The 19213-nt window shown below is 54.7% G+C and carries 12 protein-coding genes, 1 pseudogene and 1 CRISPR repeat array; of the genes and pseudogenes, 8 read left to right on the forward strand and 5 right to left on the reverse strand.

Features of this window, described 5'->3' with window-relative positions:
• Positions 1-37: 37 nt before the first annotated feature.
• The 3 genes from cas7i to ACZA91_RS01010 are packed head-to-tail and all read left to right on the forward strand — an operon-like array spanning position 38 to position 2033.
• Positions 38-904, forward strand: coding sequence for a type I-B CRISPR-associated protein Cas7/Cst2/DevR (gene cas7i, locus ACZA91_RS01000; RefSeq protein WP_463184258.1), 867 nt, complete (start codon positions 38-40; stop codon positions 902-904).
• The gene (gene cas5 / locus ACZA91_RS01005; protein WP_463184260.1) at positions 904-1572 is read left to right on the forward strand and encodes a CRISPR-associated protein Cas5; all 669 of its coding nucleotides are present in this window, start codon (positions 904-906) and stop codon (positions 1570-1572) included. The genes cas7i and cas5 overlap by 1 nt, the downstream gene beginning before the upstream one ends.
• Positions 1569-2033, forward strand: a complete 465-nt coding sequence (locus tag ACZA91_RS01010; protein ID WP_463184262.1) for a DUF29 domain-containing protein — start codon at positions 1569-1571, stop codon at positions 2031-2033. Before cas5 ends, ACZA91_RS01010 begins: the two co-directional genes overlap by 4 nt.
• Positions 2034-2127: 94 nt before the next feature.
• Positions 2128-7171: direct repeats of the CRISPR family, unit length 36 nt; unit sequence GTGTCCAAACCTCTGATGCCGTAAGGCGTTGAGCAC.
• A gap of 59 nt (positions 7172-7230) precedes the next feature.
• Here ACZA91_RS01010 and ACZA91_RS01015 read toward each other — a convergent pair.
• Positions 7231-7500 carry a hypothetical protein gene (locus tag ACZA91_RS01015; RefSeq protein WP_463184263.1) on the reverse strand — a complete coding sequence of 90 codons (270 nt, stop codon included), beginning with the start codon at positions 7498-7500 and terminating at the stop codon, positions 7231-7233.
• A 230-nt stretch (positions 7501-7730) separates the two neighbouring features.
• Here ACZA91_RS01015 and ACZA91_RS01020 point away from each other — a divergent pair, with 230 nt between their 5' ends.
• The 3 genes from ACZA91_RS01020 (at position 7731) to ACZA91_RS01030 (ending at position 11387) form a co-directional block, all read left to right on the forward strand.
• A complete protein-coding gene (locus ACZA91_RS01020; RefSeq protein ID WP_099534439.1) occupies positions 7731-7961 on the forward strand; it encodes a helix-turn-helix domain-containing protein in 231 nt (76 codons plus the stop codon).
• Between the two features lie 131 nt (positions 7962-8092).
• Positions 8093-9280 (forward strand): NAD(P)/FAD-dependent oxidoreductase, encoded by a 1188-nt coding sequence (locus tag ACZA91_RS01025; protein ID WP_463184265.1) that lies wholly within the window; start codon positions 8093-8095, stop codon positions 9278-9280.
• Positions 9281-9452: 172 nt separating this feature from the next.
• Positions 9453-11387, forward strand: coding sequence for an esterase-like activity of phytase family protein (locus ACZA91_RS01030; RefSeq protein ID WP_463184267.1), 1935 nt, complete (start codon positions 9453-9455; stop codon positions 11385-11387).
• 106 nt (positions 11388-11493) lie between these two features.
• Here the strand turns inward: ACZA91_RS01030 and ACZA91_RS01035 are convergent.
• The 3 genes and pseudogenes from ACZA91_RS01035 to ACZA91_RS01045 form a co-directional block, all read right to left on the reverse strand.
• A pseudogene (locus ACZA91_RS01035) lies at positions 11494-11670 on the reverse strand (Uma2 family endonuclease); the annotation flags it as partial.
• Between the two features lie 97 nt (positions 11671-11767).
• Positions 11768-13105, reverse strand: a complete 1338-nt coding sequence (locus tag ACZA91_RS01040) for a TldD/PmbA family protein (RefSeq protein WP_463184268.1) — start codon at positions 13103-13105, stop codon at positions 11768-11770.
• 3 nt (positions 13106-13108) lie between these two features.
• Complete coding sequence (locus ACZA91_RS01045; RefSeq protein ID WP_190531816.1) at positions 13109-14578, reverse strand: TldD/PmbA family protein; 1470 nt, start codon at positions 14576-14578, stop codon at positions 13109-13111.
• A gap of 258 nt (positions 14579-14836) precedes the next feature.
• Here ACZA91_RS01045 and ACZA91_RS01050 point away from each other — a divergent pair, with 258 nt between their 5' ends.
• Both ACZA91_RS01050 and ACZA91_RS01055 read left to right on the forward strand, forming a co-directional pair.
• A complete protein-coding gene (locus ACZA91_RS01050) occupies positions 14837-15334 on the forward strand; it encodes a DUF427 domain-containing protein (RefSeq protein ID WP_463184270.1) in 498 nt (165 codons plus the stop codon).
• A gap of 1809 nt (positions 15335-17143) precedes the next feature.
• The gene (locus ACZA91_RS01055) at positions 17144-18706 is read left to right on the forward strand and encodes a hypothetical protein (RefSeq protein ID WP_463184271.1); all 1563 of its coding nucleotides are present in this window, start codon (positions 17144-17146) and stop codon (positions 18704-18706) included.
• Here ACZA91_RS01055 and ACZA91_RS01060 read toward each other — a convergent pair.
• Entirely contained in the window at positions 18703-19071 is a 369-nt protein-coding gene (locus tag ACZA91_RS01060) for a DMT family transporter (protein ID WP_099533921.1), read from the reverse strand. The genes ACZA91_RS01055 and ACZA91_RS01060 overlap by 4 nt on opposite strands.
• Positions 19072-19213: the final 142 nt, after the last annotated feature.

Consider the following 19213-nt stretch of genomic DNA (forward strand, 5'->3'; position numbering starts at 1 on the left):
GCTAACAATTTTGATCTGACTTCAGAGGACTCAAATCATGTCTAAGCATTTGTTTGCCAATATCGTCACTCCTACTGCGATCGCTGCTAATAATCGGGGTGAAGGTGATGGCAGCACCTTGGCTACACTCCAAAAGATCACACGCGGCAATGATCAATACACCACGGTCAGCGCTGATGCCATTCGTTGGGGCTATCGCGAATATTTGCAGCATCATTTTGCAGCCGAGGAAGTCAATCGAACGTTTAACCCCGATCTCGACAAGTACGACATCAAGGATGAAAAGCACAGCGCCGAAAAGTTCATTGATGATGATTTATTTGGCTACATGGATGCCAAGAAGGACAAGGATAATAAGAACGCCACTGAGAAGCGGCGTGGCGCATTAGAAGTCAGCCGCGCGATCAGCCTTGATCCCTACTGGGGCGATATTGCTTTTGGTTCCAAGGGGGGCGAAAAAGGCAGCACCTCAATTCACAACACGGAAATGCACAACACGGCTTATCAGTATGCGATCGCCCTGACTCCTGAGCATCTGAAAAAGCCCGATCGCGCTGCTGCTTTTTTGGAAGCATTGGTGGGTGTTCGCCATGTGGGCGGCAACCATTCACGGTTTTTGTATGAGTTTCGACCGGAATCGATTGTTTTTCGGATCACTGAAGATCCCAGCCCTTGGATTATGGGTTGCTTCAAGCGAGTTGGAGAAGATGTGGGCTGTCCAGAATTGGTGCGATTGTTGGAAGCTGGAGACATCAACCCTCAAGAGTTAATCATTGGGGGCAAGATTGCTAAAACACCCTACGGGGAAACACTTAAGAATTTGGGAGCTTCCGTTTTCGATGGCGTGAAAGCTGCTAAGGATGCTGCAAAAGCACAACTAAAAGCAGTGGGGATTATTGCCTAATGAACAACTGGTTTTATTTGGATTGTCCCTGCACTAGCTTTCCGCGTAGCTTTGCCAGGGACTATAAGGAAACCTACCAATATCCGCCACTTTCGACGGTTTATGGATTTCTTTTGTCGCTGGTGGGCGAAGAAGACCTGACGGCACATCTCGGTGTGCAATTAGCGATCGGGCTAATTGGTCAAGCACCGCCGATTTCACGGATTTTGCGAAAACAGCGCCATCATAAGTTCAGCAAGCAACATCTGGGCACTTATCCAACTAGTCAGTTTTCTAAACCCAACTTTCAGGAAATCTTGACTGATTTAAAGTTGGTTTTGCGGGTGGACTCTAGCCATGAAGTGGCTACTGTTGGATTGTTGGATCGTCTTTCAATTGCCCTCACAACACCCGAAAAGATTCGTCGGTTTGGTGGCTTGAGCCTAGGCGAATCTTGGGCAATGATCAATGGAATGCGGCTCTACCGGGAAACGGATGGCCCTGTACGCTGGCTGATTAAAGATCCTAGGGGGTTAATTGGTTTGCCCGTTTGGATCGATCGCACAACCACCCGAGGAATATTTCAGCGCTTTTCACTCACTGAAACTCCTGATTTTGACGATCGCGCCTGGGTGACGATCAGTGGTCAACCCGCCACTAAACCAGCAAAAGGAGGGCGGAAAGTGTGACTGAAAACAGCGCCTACGACACTGATTTCTATGGCTGGACGATCGCCCAGGCCGCCCTCCTGCGCGATCGCAATGCGGCGGCGATCGACTGGGAACGACTGGCGGACGAAATTGAAAGCATGGGACGACAGGAACGCAGGGAACTCGTCAGCCGGTTACGAATTCTGTTGGGGCATTTGTTGAAGTGGCGCTATCAACCCGATCGCCAGAGCCGTTCTTGGATGACCACCATCCGAGTGCAGCGGTTAGAAATTCGCAAGCTGCTGGCCAAAAATCCCAGCTTGAAATCAGCGATTCCCGAAGCATTTGCAGAAGCCTATGAGTTGGGGCGACTGTTGGCGATCGATGAAATGGGTTTGGAAGACTATGAGGAAAACTTAGTGCCGTCAGAGCCACCGTTTGATTGGGAATTTGTGCTGAATTCCGATCAGTTTGATGCGCCGGATTTGATGCATGAATGATCGAATGGGCGCGTTGAGCGATCGGGGGCGATCGGGTAAGATGCTTGTAAGGTTGCATTTCGGCGCTTGTCCCGCAAGGGTTCCAAGCGGCGCGGTGTCCAAACCTCTGATGCCGTAAGGCGTTGAGCACTCGCCAAACTTTTGGACACGCCCAAAGTCAAGCTTGGTGTCCAAACCTCTGATGCCGTAAGGCGTTGAGCACATCGAGCTACCCAGTCCCAAGAATGCCGATCCGAAGTGTCCAAACCTCTGATGCCGTAAGGCGTTGAGCACAAGGAATTGCTCTGGCGTTACGTGCGGAAGGCGTGGGTGTCCAAACCTCTGATGCCGTAAGGCGTTGAGCACGGCCCAATCAGCTCAATACTGCCAATGGCCGCCAGTGTCCAAACCTCTGATGCCGTAAGGCGTTGAGCACGCCAAGTACCCGCCCTAGGCGATCGCCCTCGCATCTAGTGTCCAAACCTCTGATGCCGTAAGGCGTTGAGCACCATTCCTCAAAAGGGTCAATATCCCAGGTCTCAACAATGTGTCCAAACCTCTGATGCCGTAAGGCGTTGAGCACGATGTGGCCGATATGGAGCCGATCGCGGCTGTCGGTGTCCAAACCTCTGATGCCGTAAGGCGTTGAGCACGATTACGTTGGGTTTCCTCAGAAAAGCTTTAGCGGGTGTCCAAACCTCTGATGCCGTAAGGCGTTGAGCACTTGCCTTACTTGACCGAACCAGCCATCTTTCTACGAAGTGTCCAAACCTCTGATGCCGTAAGGCGTTGAGCACAACAGCAGCGCTTGTCCCGCTTGGATTTCAGACGTAAGTGTCCAAACCTCTGATGCCGTAAGGCGTTGAGCACGTAGTTGGCTCCTCTGGTAAAGGTCAGGAGTCGTCAGTGTCCAAACCTCTGATGCCGTAAGGCGTTGAGCACGAGACGTGGACGCGCCCAACCCGTTCAATATCCAAGTGTCCAAACCTCTGATGCCGTAAGGCGTTGAGCACGATGCCGCGATCACCTCCCTGATCGGACTCCTCATTGGTGTCCAAACCTCTGATGCCGTAAGGCGTTGAGCATAGAGATTGGTTTGCAGCGGGCGATCGCCCGTGTGGTGTCCAAACCTCTGATGCCGTAAGGCGTTGAGCACTCCTCGATTTCTCGGTCAACACTTCCAAGAAGTGAAGGCAGGTGTCCAAACCTCTGATGCCGTAAGGCGTTGAGCATATAGGCCAGTTTGAGATGAAAGACCTCATGAGGCCTGAGGGTGTCCAAACCTCTGATGCCGTAAGGCGTTGAGCATGACTTTGCGACCAACGGCGATCGCGGCCTGCAAAAAGTGTCCAAACCTCTGATGCCGTAAGGCGTTGAGCATGGCTGGACGCGCCGGAAAAGGAGTTGACCACCGAAGAGTGTCCAAACCTCTGATGCCGTAAGGCGTTGAGCATCACTTAGCCCGCGCCTTGCGCCAGGACAAAACCCCCTAGTGTCCAAACCTCTGATGCCGTAAGGCGTTGAGCATACCATGTTTTGAGCTGTGCTGTTGCTACTGACTTGTGTGTCCAAACCTCTGATGCCGTAAGGCGTTGAGCATCAATCAGGCGACAACGCTGCACGCTCTGGCTGGGTGTCCAAACCTCTGATGCCGTAAGGCGTTGAGCACACGATCTGGTCGTTGAGTTTGACGGAAAGGATTGATCGGGTGTCCAAACCTCTGATGCCGTAAGGCGTTGAGCACATCGCTGGAAAGTCGCTGTTGTCCATCGTTTGGGGCGTGTGTCCAAACCTCTGATGCCGTAAGGCGTTGAGCACTTTGGAGCTGGTGAGTCAGTGGTGGGGCTACTGGAAGTGTCCAAACCTCTGATGCCGTAAGGCGTTGAGCACGAAACATTGGGATTAGACCATACTCCTTATAACTGTCGGTGTCCAAACCTCTGATGCCGTAAGGCGTTGAGCACGATATCCTCACGGCTAACCGTTCCGTACTCGGGGCCGTGTCCAAACCTCTGATGCCGTAAGGCGTTGAGCACTGGGGTAAGTTTGAGGCAAGTGCATTATTGCAATCAGGTGTCCAAACCTCTGATGCCGTAAGGCGTTGAGCACTTATCTCGTAATCTGACTGAATCGGTAACGGGATTGTTGTGTCCAAACCTCTGATGCCGTAAGGCGTTGAGCACAGGATAGCGAGGGCGATTTCGTCATCACTGCCGCTAGTGTCCAAACCTCTGATGCCGTAAGGCGTTGAGCACGGGATTCCCTCTAGTCAATATAAATGCAGCGAGTCGTGTCCAAACCTCTGATGCCGTAAGGCGTTGAGCACGGGGTCAAACTTGCAGAAAAAGACCTCATGAGGGCGTGTCCAAACCTCTGATGCCGTAAGGCGTTGAGCACTGCTGTGCTGCCGCTGACCTGACCGGCGACTATCGTGTCCAAACCTCTGATGCCGTAAGGCGTTGAGCACAAGTCCAGGCCGCGATCCGGGCCCAACTGTCAGGCGTGTCCAAACCTCTGATGCCGTAAGGCGTTGAGCACTCTACTGTCTACCCCTGTCTACCGGCTGTCTACCCTGTGTGTCCAAACCTCTGATGCCGTAAGGCGTTGAGCACTCCAAGCGATCGAGCCATGGTGGTAGCTGATTGGCGGCGTGTCCAAACCTCTGATGCCGTAAGGCGTTGAGCACACTTAACAGGGTTTATCAAGTTCTGCAAATATTGGTGTCCAAACCTCTGATGCCGTAAGGCGTTGAGCACGATAACAGCCGGTTCAGCCACCTCTAGGGCGGCTTGAGCGGTGTCCAAACCTCTGATGCCGTAAGGCGTTGAGCACAATTGCTGATTAATGGCGGTGACATTGACATGCTGAGGTGTCCAAACCTCTGATGCCGTAAGGCGTTGAGCACAAACATCATTGGAGTAGCGAAGATCAAAGCCTCGCGTGTCCAAACCTCTGATGCCGTAAGGCGTTGAGCACGATTTCTACCTACAAGCCCATGAGGCGAAAAATCGCGGGTGTCCAAACCTCTGATGCCGTAAGGCGTTGAGCACTCGGCCGACATTCGCGATGCATTGCCCCGCCTTTGCCCCAGTGTCCAAACCTCTGATGCCGTAAGGCGTTGAGCACACCGGGGGCGATTGGTCGATCGATCCTGATGGCGGGCTGGGTGTCCAAACCTCTGATGCCGTAAGGCGTTGAGCACCTCAGGGAATATTGGAGCAAATTCAAGAAACCCCAAGTGTCCAAACCTCTGATGCCGTAAGGCGTTGAGCACGCGCAACGGAACCCCTCTCAACGGGCGTTTGTTCAGGGCGTGTCCAAACCTCTGATGCCGTAAGGCGTTGAGCACTTTTGGAGGAATTCACCATCTTCTACGAGATTGAGGGTGTCCAAACCTCTGATGCCGTAAGGCGTTGAGCACAATAGATCCATCAAGCAATCGACAACGACATTCATTGTGTCCAAACCTCTGATGCCGTAAGGCGTTGAGCACTGCTACGCATCTGACTGCATCCAATCACATAATTCGTGTCCAAACCTCTGATGCCGTAAGGCGTTGAGCACTCCAAGCGATCGAGCCATGGTGGTAGCTGATTGGCGGCCAGTGTCCAAACCTCTGATGCCGTAAGGCGTTGAGCACGCGGGATCGAGTGGCATGGTTGCATTGTGCCGGCGGCCAGTGTCCAAACCTCTGATGCCGTAAGGCGTTGAGCACTAGATGAGACAGGCCCGTTCGAGCGCGAATTGCATCAGTGTCCAAACCTCTGATGCCGTAAGGCGTTGAGCACATTTCTCGGTTCTCAAGGCGTGGCTTTCCTGTGCTAAGTATCCAAACCTCTGATGCCGTAAGGCGTTGAGCACAAAGTTCAGGATGCGAAATTCATCGTCTTTTGGGACTGTGTCCAAACCTCTGATGCCGTAAGGCGTTGAGCACGATCGCCCTTTCGTTCGCTCGATACCACCTCGATTGTGTCCAAACCTCTGATGCCGTAAGGCGTTGAGCACGAGTTGGCTCAGGCGCAAGCGGCATGGGCCTCAGGTGTCCAAACCTCTGATTCCGTAAGGCGTTGAGCACTCCTCCTATGGCGCAAGCAGTCAGTTAAGCCAGACGGCAGTGTCCAAACCTCTGATGCCGTAAGGCGTTGAGCACCAACCAGTTCACCCACGGTAGACTCAGGCTCGGCTTGAAGGTGTCCAAACCTCTGATGCCGTAAGGCGTTGAGCACAGCGATCGCACCTGGTGGGATTGCCAGAGCCAATCGGTGTCCAAACCTCTGATGCCGTAAGGCGTTGAGCACGAATCATTCAACCAAGGTGCTTAGTTGATGCCGGTTGTGTGTCCAAACCTCTGATGCCGTAAGGCGTTGAGCACTCCAGCTCGATTGCTTTTGCTCTCGATTCTGCGATTGGTGTCCAAACCTCTGATGCCGTAAGGCGTTGAGCACCTCAATCGTGGGCGATCGCATCCTCCAGGCGTTCAAGTGTCCAAACCTCTGATGCCGTAAGGCGTTGAGCACGGCCTGATGAGTTCACCATTCCTTACCGAAAGTCGTGTCCAAACCTCTGATGCCGTAAGGCGTTGAGCACTCTTATTCCCAAAATGAGTCAGTCGTTTTTAACTTTGTGTCCAAACCTCTGATGCCGTAAGGCGTTGAGCACAAGCTCTCGGGAGCCAACAGGATGCGTTCCCTTAGATGTGTCCAAACCTCTGATGCCGTAAGGCGTTGAGCACATGAGATTCCAGAAAGCGGCGATGGCCATGACTACTGTGTCCAAACCTCTGATGCCGTAAGGCGTTGAGCACACTCCTGATAATGAACGGCTGATTTTAGAGCGATTAGGTGTCCAAACCTCTGATGCCGTAAGGCGTTGAGCACTCAGCAGTTAGAGTGCTAATTGAAAAAGTAGTTAGTGTCCAAACCTCTGATGCCGTAAGGCGTTGAGCACATCGGGCTGCTGGTCTGCAACCCTGACACCGAATTGTGTCCAAACCTCTGATGCCGTAAGGCGTTGAGCACGAAAAAACGAGCAACTGCACCAAAAGCACTAATTCGTGTCCAAACCTCTGATGCCGTAAGGCGTTGAGCACAAAACGACCGTTTGATCTTGCTCGAATGACAGGCGTGTCCAAACCTCTGATGCCGTAAGGCGTTGAGCACATCGACGATCGCAGGGAAAGGCCTCAAACCTCTCCCTGGTCGATCGCCCCACCCACTCTTCAACTCAACGACAACAGCCGCCTCAGCAAGCTCATCACCTCACCGGGATTTTGGGTCGGCTGCATCGGTGACCACTCATACAACTCCGCAAAGCCACGCAGATACAACACTCGAATCGTGTTTTCCACCGCACGCGGCGACCCAATCACCATCACCTTCACCGTTTCGCGCCCATCCAATCGCGCGGGCAGAGGATCGAGCTGAGATCGCCCCTCAGCAATGGATTCCGGGGCGATCGGCGTTTCCACAAAGTCAGTTACAGTCGTCATGGCCGTTCCTCCTGAAATGAATTGGCCGTCGGCACAAGCAAAGCAAGATCAATGAGGCATCAGTCTCTATCCCCCGTTGAATGTGGGATGTACAACAGCTTTGTCAAATCTCACTTACTTGGACTTGTCTTAAGTTTAATAGTCCAATCTGTATACGTCAACCGATCAATTTACTAGTCCAAATGGTAGCCAATTTACGAAACCTATAGGCTTTTGAGAGGATTGAGCCTATGGGGAAAGCCGGACAAGTTTTAAAGCAAGTTTTGACCTCGCACGAGGTCAGTCAGTACGCTCTCGCTGCCAAATTGGATATCGAGCGAACCACCGTATATCGCTGGTGCAATGACGTTCGCGACCCTAGCGGTGACACGATCGTGGCGATCGTCACAGCCTTAAAAAAGCTAAATCCAGAAGCAGCGCGGGATTTCGTGCGGCTATATTTGGGCGAAATCGTGGAATAGCCGATCGCCCATTTTTTTGAGTTTTTAGACCCCAGTGCCTCCAATTTTGGCAAGTTGACGATCGGGCAATCTAAGAAGATCAATAGACAGTATTCAAGCTTCAAAAAAGATTTGCCCTTCAATCCACTGCTATGGAAACCAATGTTTTAGTCGTCGGAGCTGGGCCGGCAGGCGTGGCCAGCTCAATCACCCTCAGTCAGCGGGGAATTGACCATGTGCTGATCGATCGCGCCGTTTTTCCCCGCGACAAAGTGGACGGCAACGCCTTTGGCCAGGATCTGTTAGCCGCGCTCAATCGCCTCAATCGCCCTGATTTGGCAGCAGCTCTCCTCACCAGCCCCGATCTGTTGCCCTGTCCGGCCGGCGCTTGGATTTTCAGCGATCGGGGCGATCGCTACCAACCCCCCTTGCCCCACCCGGCCGACCAAGCCCCGATTTACACTATGGATCGCCAGGCCATGGATGCCCTGCTGTTGGGGTTTGTGGATCGATCGACTGCGGATCTGCGGCTGGGCTGCGAATTGGTGACCCTAGAACCGGCGGGCGATCGGTTGGCGGCAGTGGTGAAAATCGGTGAGCAAACGGAAACCCTGCACACCAAGCTCGTAATTGGAGCCGATGGGGCCCGATCGCGCGTGGCCAGCCTGTTGCTGAACCAAACCGAAGACCCCACCGATCGGGCCCTGACACTCCACCGCTACTACCGCAATGTGGCCGGCTTCGAGCAGCCCCACATCGAAGCACACTACATTCAGCCCCTCTTGCCGGGCTTTTTGTTCATCGCTCCCTTGGCCCATGGGCGGTTCAAAGTCGGCTTGGGCACTAGGGCCGATCGAATTGGCAACGACCCCGCCCGCCTGTCCGGGTTGCTGTCGGAGGTGATTGCCGCCAAACCCTGGTTGCGGGAACGCTTGGCAACCGCAGAACCCATCAGTGAGCCAGAAACCTGGCCCATGACCTTTGGCGGCTCGGCCCAGATCCGCCGATCGGGCGATCGGGTGTTGCTGGCGGGCGACGCGGCCGGCCTGTGCAATCCGCTAACGGGGTTTGGTACGGCCAAGGCGATCGACTCGGGGCGGCTGGCGGCGGCCGTGGCCGCAACGGCCATCCGGGTTGGCCAGTTCGATCGCGCAGCCCTCTCCGCTTACGATCGCGATTTACAACGACTGTTCGATCAGGAGTTTGTCCTGTCCCGTCGGATCAATCGCTGGAACCAGTCACCCTGGTTGATGAACTTCCTGACTGGGCGATCGCTCCCTCGGCGCTTGTTGCAATCGGCAAAAACGCTCCGCCGTTGGGATGCCTTGGTGCAGGTCTGAGCAGAGGCGATCAGTTGCTCTGGGGTCAGTGGCCTTGAGCCGGAATGCGCAGATTAAGCAAACAGCAATCCAGTGTTAATGGTTGCTTAAGCCCAGACCGATAGAGTGGCCAAGCTCCAAGGCGCGATTCGATCGCTTGGGAGCCTCTGCCCACCATTGTTTCCTGTGCTGTATGGCCGCCACAATTTCAACCTTCGATTGGAATAACCGTCCGCTGTTGGGCACAACAGCCACGACCAACCCCCGCAACCCTTCCCAAACCACGCCCGGTCAACAGATTTTTCTGGGCGGGTTTTCCGGGTTAGCCTTCGAGGGAAGAGATGCCAACGGGCGGTTGCAATTCCTGACCCATACCGATCGCGGCCCCAATGGTGAACCCACCAACCTGTTGCGCGATGTGCCCGGCAACGAGCGCCCCTTCGCACTGCCCGATTTTCAGCCGCAGTTAATTCGCTTTTCCTTGGATCCGGCCACTCGCACCTTCACCCTCACCGAGACGATCGGGCTGAAGGCCGCCGACAATCGCCCGATCACCGGCCTGCCCAACTTGCAAGCGGCCGCCTCCGGTGCAGCCTACACGGACGAAGTGCCCGTGGACTTGTTTGGCAACCGACTCACAAACGACCCCGTGGGCATTGACTCGGAAGGGGTGGTGGTGGCCCCCGATGGATCGTTCTGGATGGTGGATGAATATCGCCCCGCCATCTATCAGTTCGATCGCACCGGCAAACTCCTCAACCGCTTCATTCCCCAAGGAACCGCCGCCGCCGCTCAACAACCCGCCGGCACATTCGGCACGGAAATCCTACCCGCCGTCTATGGGTCGCGACGGGCCAATCGAGGGTTTGAAGCCGTGGCCTTGGATGGCAACAAACTCTATGCCTTCATCCAAAGCGCGATCGACAATCCCGACAGCACCGCCGACACCACCTCCCGAGGATCGCGCAACCTGCGGATTGTGCAGTTGGACATCAGCACCCGCGAAGTGACCGCCGAATATCTCTACATCCTCGATGACATCACCCGCAGTGGCGATGGCCGCACCGACAAAATTGGGGATGCCGTGGTGATCGGGGGCGGTCAATTTGCCGTCATTGAACGCGACGACCTGACCGACACCAGCTCCAACAAATTGATCTATCAGATCGACCTGGCTGGCGCGACCAACATCAACTCCCCCGCCAACTTGCGTCAACTGCCCCCCGGCAAAACGATCGAGCAGCTAACCTACGCAGAACTGAAAGCGGCCGGCATTGAACCCGTTGCCAAGCGGTTGCTCGTGAACGCCGCCGAAGCGGGCTATGTGAACGTGGACAAACCCGAAGGCCTGGCGCGGGTTGATGCCAACACCCTCGCGATCGTCAACGACAACGACTTCGGCTTGGCGGCCGACACCCTGCCCGGCAACGGAACCGTGCCCTTTGAAACGGAAGTCACCCCCGTGCGATTAGGCCTGATTCGGTTTGATGAGGCCCTGCCCGTAGCGCGGGAATTTCGCGGCACCAACGCCGCCGATCGACTCGATGCACGGGGTGGCGACAACCTAGTTTTCGGCAACCAGGGCAACGACAGCCTCGCGGGCAACCAGGGCAACGACACCCTCTACGGCAACCAAGGCAACGATTTCCTGCGCGGTGGTCAAGATGTCGATGTCTTGTTTGGTGGCCAGGGCGATGACCAACTGTTTGGCGACCTGGGCAGCGATTCCCTGTCGGGCGACCAAGGCAACGACACCCTGACGGGCGCGGGCCTCGACAGTCTCCGGGGCGCTGGCGAAATCGACACCCTCGTCGGTGGAGCCGGTAGCGATTTGTTTGTGTTGGGCAACAGCAGCGGCGCGTTTTACAGCAACACCAACAACAGCAATCCCGGCTTAGGTGACTACGCCCTGATCACGGACTTCAGCCCCACGGACGATCGCCTGCAACTGGCCAGCGGAGCCACCTACGTTCTCGGTACTACCACCGTAGATGCCACGGCCCTGGGTCTGTTCATCGACAATGACGGCACGGCGGGCCTCAGCGGCGGTGATGAACTGATTGGGGTGTTGCGCGGTCGCTCAACGGCGGAAGCCAGCGCGATCGCCAGTCGGTTCCTACTGGTCTAGAGCGGTTCCTCTCGCTCGGGTCTCTCGTTTTCACAGGGGGCAACGGCCCCTTGTGAAGCCCCCAAAAAAACCAACCATTTCATCGTTTCGGTAAGGGGTTATCCTTCTCAGTCAGGCTAAGAATGGTTCGGTAATCGGCAAGTTTTTCAGTGCGATCGAACCGGGCTGTGCTGGGTGACAGCACTTCGATAATCAGCTTGGGATGGCTAATCAGGCTGGTGGCCTGGCGATCGCGCTGATCGCAAGTGACAACTCCATCGGGATAAAAATAGGGGTCCGCCGCATCGATCGAAATTAGCAACCATGGCGATCACCAGGAGATGGGGATTCGGTTGGGAGCAACAGGCGGCCACTCCCAACCGATCGCCCTAGTTAAATTGCTAGTCGCCCGTAATCGACAGTTCCGCCACCCAAATGCGAGGGCAAGTGCCGCCGGGGAGCACTTCGGTCTTGGGTTCCACACAGATGATCGACTTCAGCAGGTCGTGGATGTCGCCCGCGATCGTGGCGGATTCGATGCTGACCCGATCGCCCCGTTTCACCAGCCAGCCATCAAAGGGCAGCGAGAACGATCCCTCTAGAGCGTTCACCCCCGCGTGCAGCGCGCTCACATCGTCCACCAAGATTACCTGCTCGGCATCGGCCAAGCGTAGGTCTCCCGGTTGGTTCGAGAACACGTGCCAGTAGCCAGGGCTGACCGTCACCTTTGCGCCCATGTTGGCGTGGCCCGTGGGTTGTGCGCCCAGGCGTTTGGCGGTTCCGGCACTGTGCAGGAAGTTGCTGAGTTGCCCATCGGTGATCAGCGGGATGCGGCGGGTGGGGGTGCCTTCGCCGTCAAACCAGCTCGCACCAATGTTGCCGGGGTGGTGCTCGTCGTCCGCCAGCGACAGGATCGACGCGGCCAGGGTTTGCCCCAGCGAATCCGGGGTCGAGAGGCTTTGCTTATCCAAAATGCTCTGGGCGTTGAACAGATTGGAAAAGGCTCCCAGCAAGCTGAGGAAGGCTTCTGGCGAAAAGACCACCGGATATTTGCCCGACAGAATTTTGTCGTAGTTCAGGTGGCTGAGGGTTTTTTCGGTGCTCTCTTGCAGGCAGCCTTCTAGGTCGAGGCGATCGAAGCTGCGGGCCATGCGGAATGCGCCGCCGCTGCGGGGTTTGCGCCCTTCCTGCTCAGTTTTGGCGTAGAGATACATGGAGGCGATCGAACGGGCCTCGTGCCGCAGGGCCCCTTCGCTGTTCAGATAAAACCGTTCCGTGTCGCTTTGGGAGAGGCCGTTGTAGGGCACGGAGGTGATCGCCGGGTGGGCATCCAGCAGCCGTTTTTCGGCATCGGCCAGGGCCGTGATCAGGGTGTTGATCGGGGCGGGCGGGGCCATGTCGCTGGTGTTGCCATTGATCGGCTGGGTGGCTTCGGGGCTGAAGTCCGGCACATTGTCCGTGGCTCCGAAGGCGCTGGCCTCGCTGGCGGTGCGCAGGGCCAGTTCCAGCCCGGCTCGATCGATGTCGGTGGTGGAGGTGATGCCCACGCGCCCGTCTTGGTTCCAAACCCGCACGGTCACGCCCGATCTCTGGGAGGCTTTCACCTGTTCCGGCTCGCCGTCGCGCACTTTGACGCTGGTTTCATCGACGGATGATCCGTACAAATCAAATTGTTTGATGCCCAAATTGGTTGCCAAATCGCGGGCATCCGTTGCCAATTGTTCAATTGAAATTGCCACGACTTAGCGACCTCCCACGGTAATTGCATCCACTTTGATGTGGGGTTGACCCACGGTGACATAGACACTGCCACTGACCGATCCACAGAACCCCGGCGACAGGGCCAAATCATTGGAAGACATGGAAATTTTCTGCATGATTTCTACGGCTTCCCCAATCAAGGTTGCGCCCTTCAGCGGTTTGGTGAGCTGGCCATTTTCAATCAGGTAAGCTTCATCCACGCCGAAGTTAAATTGACCGGTGGGGCCGACACTGCCGCCGCCCATCCGCTTGCAATAAATGCCGCGATCGATTGAGCCAAACAACTGATCGATCGAGAATTCGCCCGGGGCAATGTAGGTGTTCCGCATCCGCGAGGCGGCGGCGAAGGTGTAGCCCTGACGGCGGCCGCTGCCGGTGCGGGGATGGCCGGTTTTCACAAAGCCCGCGCGATCGGAAATGAAGTTTTTCAGAATGCCATTTTCAATCAGCAAGGTGCGCTGCACCGGCATTCCTTCATCGTCCATATCCAAGGTGCCGAAGGCGTTGTCGCTCAAGCCTTCATCCCAAGCAGTCAAATTTTCATGGGCAATTTTTTCGCCTTTCTTGTCCCAAAATGGCGTGGTTTTGCGTTCCACTTGGGTGGTTTCCAGCAGGTGGCCGCAAGCTTCGTGGAAGATCACGCCGCCAAAGGCATTGGCCATGACCACGGGATAGTTGCCCGACTCCACATAGTCGGCGTAGAGCATTTTGCCCGCCGACTCGGCAATGCCACTGGTGAAGGTTTCGTAGTCCCAATCCCGCAGGAATTGGGGATTGCTGGCATCGCCGGCCCGCTGACCAATGGACGATCGATTGGCCCCATCGGCACAGAGCAAGCTCGACCCCACCGATTGGGTCAGGCGAATGTCGTGGGCAAACACGCCATCACTGGCGGCCACCAACACTTCTTGCCAGTCGCGAAAATAGCTCGATCGCCGCGATTGCACATGGCTGCCTTGCTTGGCCAGCGCGTCATTGGCCGCCAACAGCACTTCGCCCATTTCCTTCATGGAGCTGCATTGGCCCAACCAAGCATCCTTGCCTTTGGTGGCCACGTAGTCCCGTAGGGGTTCCAGGTTCACTTCGGGGATGTAGGCATTGGGGCCCGGCAGGCTCAATCCCAGGATGGCCAGGGCTTTTTCCAAGGCCGATCGCAACCCGGCAAAGGTCAGATCATTGGTGCTGACGTAGCAGTCGGCATGGCCGCGAAACACGCGCACCCCCGCGCCGGTGGCCAGTCGGGGGGCAATGCTGGTGATGGCATCGTCTTCGGCCAGGCAGTTGATGTAGTTGCTGCGCTCCAGGAAAAATTCCACAAAATCGGCTCCGGCGGCGCGCCCCCAACCCAACAAGGTCGAAAGGGGCGATCGCCAGCTTTCATCGAAGCGATCGACCGTGGGCAGGTAACGCAACTCGGGCACATCCCGAGACAGCAGCAAAGTTGGAGCCATGTAATGATTCCTCAAACGGTGCGAAGGGCAGCAAACAGAATTAGGGGGTGATCAAGGGGGGGTGGCCCCAGGAAACCGATGAAAATCTTCTGCTGTGGGCTTGGGTTTTAAGAAACGTTAAGCCCCGGTTCTCAGTCTAGCAAAGCGATGTCGTAGCAGTGTTTGGGCTGGGGGTGGTTGCACTCAGGCGATTCCCAGTGACTTTCAAAGGATTCAGCGGCAAAATTCAACAAAACGATTCAACTGGGGTTTTGAGTGATGGCACATCCCGATCGAATGGTTCCCGGTCCTGGCCAAGAATCCGTGTGGGACTATCCCCGGCCGCCGCGCTGGGAAGACTCGGGTAAGCAAATTCGGGTGGAGTTCAATGGTGTGGTGATTGCCGAAACCCACCAAGCGAAACGGGTTTTGGAAACCAGCCACCCGCCGGTTTATTACATTCCCCCAGAGGATTTGCGGCAGGAATATTTTGAGCTAATTGCCCGATCGACCTTTTGCGAGTGGAAAGGGGTCGCCCGGTATTACAGCATTCAAGTGGGCGATCGCCGGGCTGAGGCCGCCGCTTGGTTCTATCCCGCGCCGACTCCCGCCTTTGCCGAGATCCAAAACTACGTGGCGATTTACCCGAGCTATGTGGATGCCTGCTATGTGGATGGCGAGCTGGTACAGGCCCAGCCCGGTGATTTTTATGGCGGCTGGATCACCTCTGAGATTGTTGGCCCCTTCAAGGGATCGCCCGGCACTTGGGGATGGTAAGGATGCCAGAGCGGGCGGGCAGATCATCCCGCTCATCCCGTTCATGGGGCGTGAAATTTGTAACGGTTTTTGAAGTGATTTTTAATACATGCATTGCTCGCCAAGAAATGAGTGACGAATGCTGAATCACACAGCTCAAAGCCCGAAAAGATTGACCGGTAATAATTTTTGCGTCTGAGACTGTGTGGTCGCCCCCAGAATCTGTACGGAGAAAAGCAGCAAGCTTTGCCAGGACTTCTCAAAAAAATTGAGTAATCTCCGTAAATTCTCGGAAAAAAGTTGCTATACTCAAACCCAAGGCAAAACACTAACTCAAACTTCTTGCAAGTTCCTTGGGAAGTTGCTGAATGAGGGTTTAGGGTCAATTGTCTCAACGCCGTTGCCATTCCCCAAAAGGGGTGGGCGTTTTGAGTTGAAGTGTGGGGTCATCGTCAGCAACGCCCTTGTGGAATTGCGGTTTAGCCGGCCAGTTCTTGAATTCAAAATCTTAGGTTCATAAGATCTTGGGTTCATAAGGCTCTGCGCCCTCAACCAGCCTCCGCAAATGAGCCGTTGAGCACGATGGTCGCCAAGGCTCTCCCACTCATCAGGTTCGCTCAGGCGACTTTTGCATCTACACAGTCTCCGCCAAAGTTCGGGTTCATTCCCTTCTTCTGCATCTACCAAGCTGTATCTGCCTGGAGTTGGCCTGCCCGATCGAACCGTGAATGCAGGCCCGACTCCTCCATTAATTGCGATCGATCACTCAGGCGATCGCAAGTTCTGATTCTGCCTCTCAATCGGGGTGCATCGTGCATCTACCGCATCTCACTTTGTCTGCCATCTGAGGAACTGGCCCCGCGATCGACCTCGATCAACCCTCAATTGTTGACCGTCAGGGTGCATAACAGGGCGATCGGGTGCTCCATTCAAGGGGCCTCAGTTCCTACTAGATCATGGCTCAGTCAGCGTTCTGATTGCATTCAAAGCCATTAAGACCCAGGAAATCGGAGTGAAATTTTAGGCACATTCGCCCGCTTTTTCGGGATCCATGGCTTGACCCAGGGAAGCAAATCGCCATCGAGTTTGACTCGGTGGCGTTTTTTTTCGAGTTGCGATCGGTGAAAGGACAGAACTCGCGCTACAGTGACGGGAACTCACGGACTTAGGAAATGTCTAAACGGCTGATCCTAAGCCCGTAATTGCGCAAGTAACCAACTCAAACAAGGGATGTAGATCCCTGGTTTTGTTGTGCCTATGGTTCAAAAATTCATATCTGACACTGTTCAAACCTTCTCTAAAAATTAGACAACTCTGAGACTCAGTAACTCAGCTCAAGAATCAATGTTGACCATCCTAAATTCTTGGTTAATCGCTCTCAAAAAATGCCTTCAATATTTTTCGATTTTGCAAAACTGGGTCAATCAAGCCCACTTCATGGGAATTTCTTCAGCCAACCTCTTGATTTATGGAATGGCTGGTGTACCCGTTGCACTGCTGCTGCATTGGCTAGCCAAATATGTCGTCAATATTCCCTTTTTTGATGGTTGGATGATCGGAGTTTATTTTCATGCTTGGAAGCATGGGAACATAACGCTTGAAAGTTTGTTTGCTCAACACAATGAAAGTCGCAAATTTTTTCCACGCCTAATACTTGTTGGGTTAGCAGAATTAACTCACTGGAACGCTGCTTATGAAGTGGGCCTAACGATCACGCTTCTATTACTCATTCTGTTGGGTATTCATCGCCTGCTCAGATTTTCAATTCCTAACGAACCGAGGCTAGTTGCTGTTGCCACCGCCGTAACTGTCACAATTCTTTGTAGTCCATTGCAGTATGAAAATCTGCTGTGGGGTCTGCAATACATCATGTTTGTGACACCTGCTTGCTTGGTGGGCATGTTGCTGTTGATACGGGGCGATCGACCCCGATGGCAAATTTTCTTGATCATGGTGAGTTTGGCTTGGTTTGCCACCTTCACATTTGCCAATGGCATGACTTTTTGGTTGATTTCCCTAATCCCGATCGGTTTTAGAATTTGGCAACAACCTAATCGCAAGGCATGGGCTTTTCTGTTGGGTTGGCTGGCCTGCTTTTCTGGGACGTTGATTTTTTATTTTCATGGCTATGTGAAACCACCCGATTCGCCAAGTTTGTTGTCGGGCTTAGAAGATCCATTCAAGCTCGTGCAATATTTTTTGGGTTTTCTGGGTGCGCCCTTGAGCTTTTCTGATCAGCAATTGGCTCAGGTCTTGGGAGCCTTTGCGCTGATCGCTTTTGTGGGGGGTGTGGCTGTTTACGCTTGGAGTGCTTGGCAACAATTTCAGAAATCAGGCGATCGCCCAAATCTCCACAGTACTTTGATGGCCATGATCCCTTGGCTGTCTTTGGGCAGCTATAGCCTTCTGAGTGGAACCATTACGTCATTGGGGCGAGTGGGCTTTGGGATTGAGCAGGCGTTTTCTCCGCGCTATATTACGGTTTCTAATTATTTGTGGGTTGCTATTACTGGACTGATTGTCACTAGCCTGGGTCGAAGCAATTTATATGCTCTGAGACCTGCGCAAGGGATTGCTGCTGAAGCCGATTCAACAATCGCTTCCAGAACGAGTTCTAGAGCTGGTTTCAACGGCCTAAAAATCAACCAACTTTGGCGCTGGTTCTCTTGGGGAGCTGCTTTTCTATTGGGGGTGTGGCTAATTTTGGAATCTAACAGCTACCGCGCGGGTTTGGGAGGAATGCAAATCTTGAATCGACAATTACGGTTGGGTAAAGCCTGTATCACTTTATTTCCCGTTGTTTATGATTCATTTGGTTTGCAGCAGATTCACCCGGATCTGCAATTGTTGAGGCAATATTTGCGACCGCTGAATGATTTGGGGGTGATTAATCCTCCCCTGATCGAAACACCCAATTTGGCAGCGTTTGGCTCTCGGGATTTGGCGGGTGCGGCTGAAGGACAGTGGGATAGCTGGACTTGGGAATCGAAGGTGGTGTTAAAGGATCGACAACGCCCCTTGAGTCATCCTGAATCGCCCCATTGGGTGGCGAAGGGGTGGGCGATTTTGCAGCGATCGGGGCGATCGGCTGATGTGGTGATTCTGGCGGCGCGGGATCCCAAAACCCAGGTCGATCGCCCGATCGCCCTCGCTTGGGTAACGGAATCGCGGCCAGATGTGGCCCGCAAGCTTGGGGCTGATTTTCGGGTTTCGGGTTGGCAAGCGGCTTTCACGCCGGAGGAATTGCCAGCGGAGCCAACGGAGTTGAGTGCTTGGGCCTTTGATACCAATCAGGCGCGGGCCTATCGCTTGCCCAATCAGTTTTGGTGGCCGGGTCGGGGAGCCGTCGAGACCCCAGGATCCAAAACCCAAAAGGCTCAAGCTGTTCCCTAGGACTGAGAGGCCACCAAAACCACCCCGGTCATAATCAGTCCAACGCCGACGAGCCGAGCGATCGGGAGGGATTCCCCAAAAGCCACCACCCCAATCAGCACCGTGAACACGTAGATCAGGGAAACGGAAGGGGCGGCAATGCTGAGCTTAACCCGGGTCAACAGCAGGATATAGGCGATCGCCCCGAGGCCGTAGGCCGTCAGCCCTGCCACCAGTTCCCAGGTGGTGACCATGGACAGCAAGTGACTGAGCCAGTTGTCGCCGGTCACTTTGCCCAAGCGCAGGGCCCCCGCTTTTAGCAAAAATTGCCCCACCACGCTGGCCACAATTGACCCCAACAGCAAACCCAATTCCTGAATCGTCACCGATCGCGCTCCTGGCCCCGCAGGGCTGAGATCTTAAACTTGACCCACAAATTCAAATGCTAGGATACGGTGCAATTCCATCGATCGCGATCGGTTAGGAGCCTGCTTTCGCCTGTGTCTTCCAACGTTTCACACAAGCCTT

This window comes from Limnothrix sp. CMB-01, assembly GCF_055193175.1.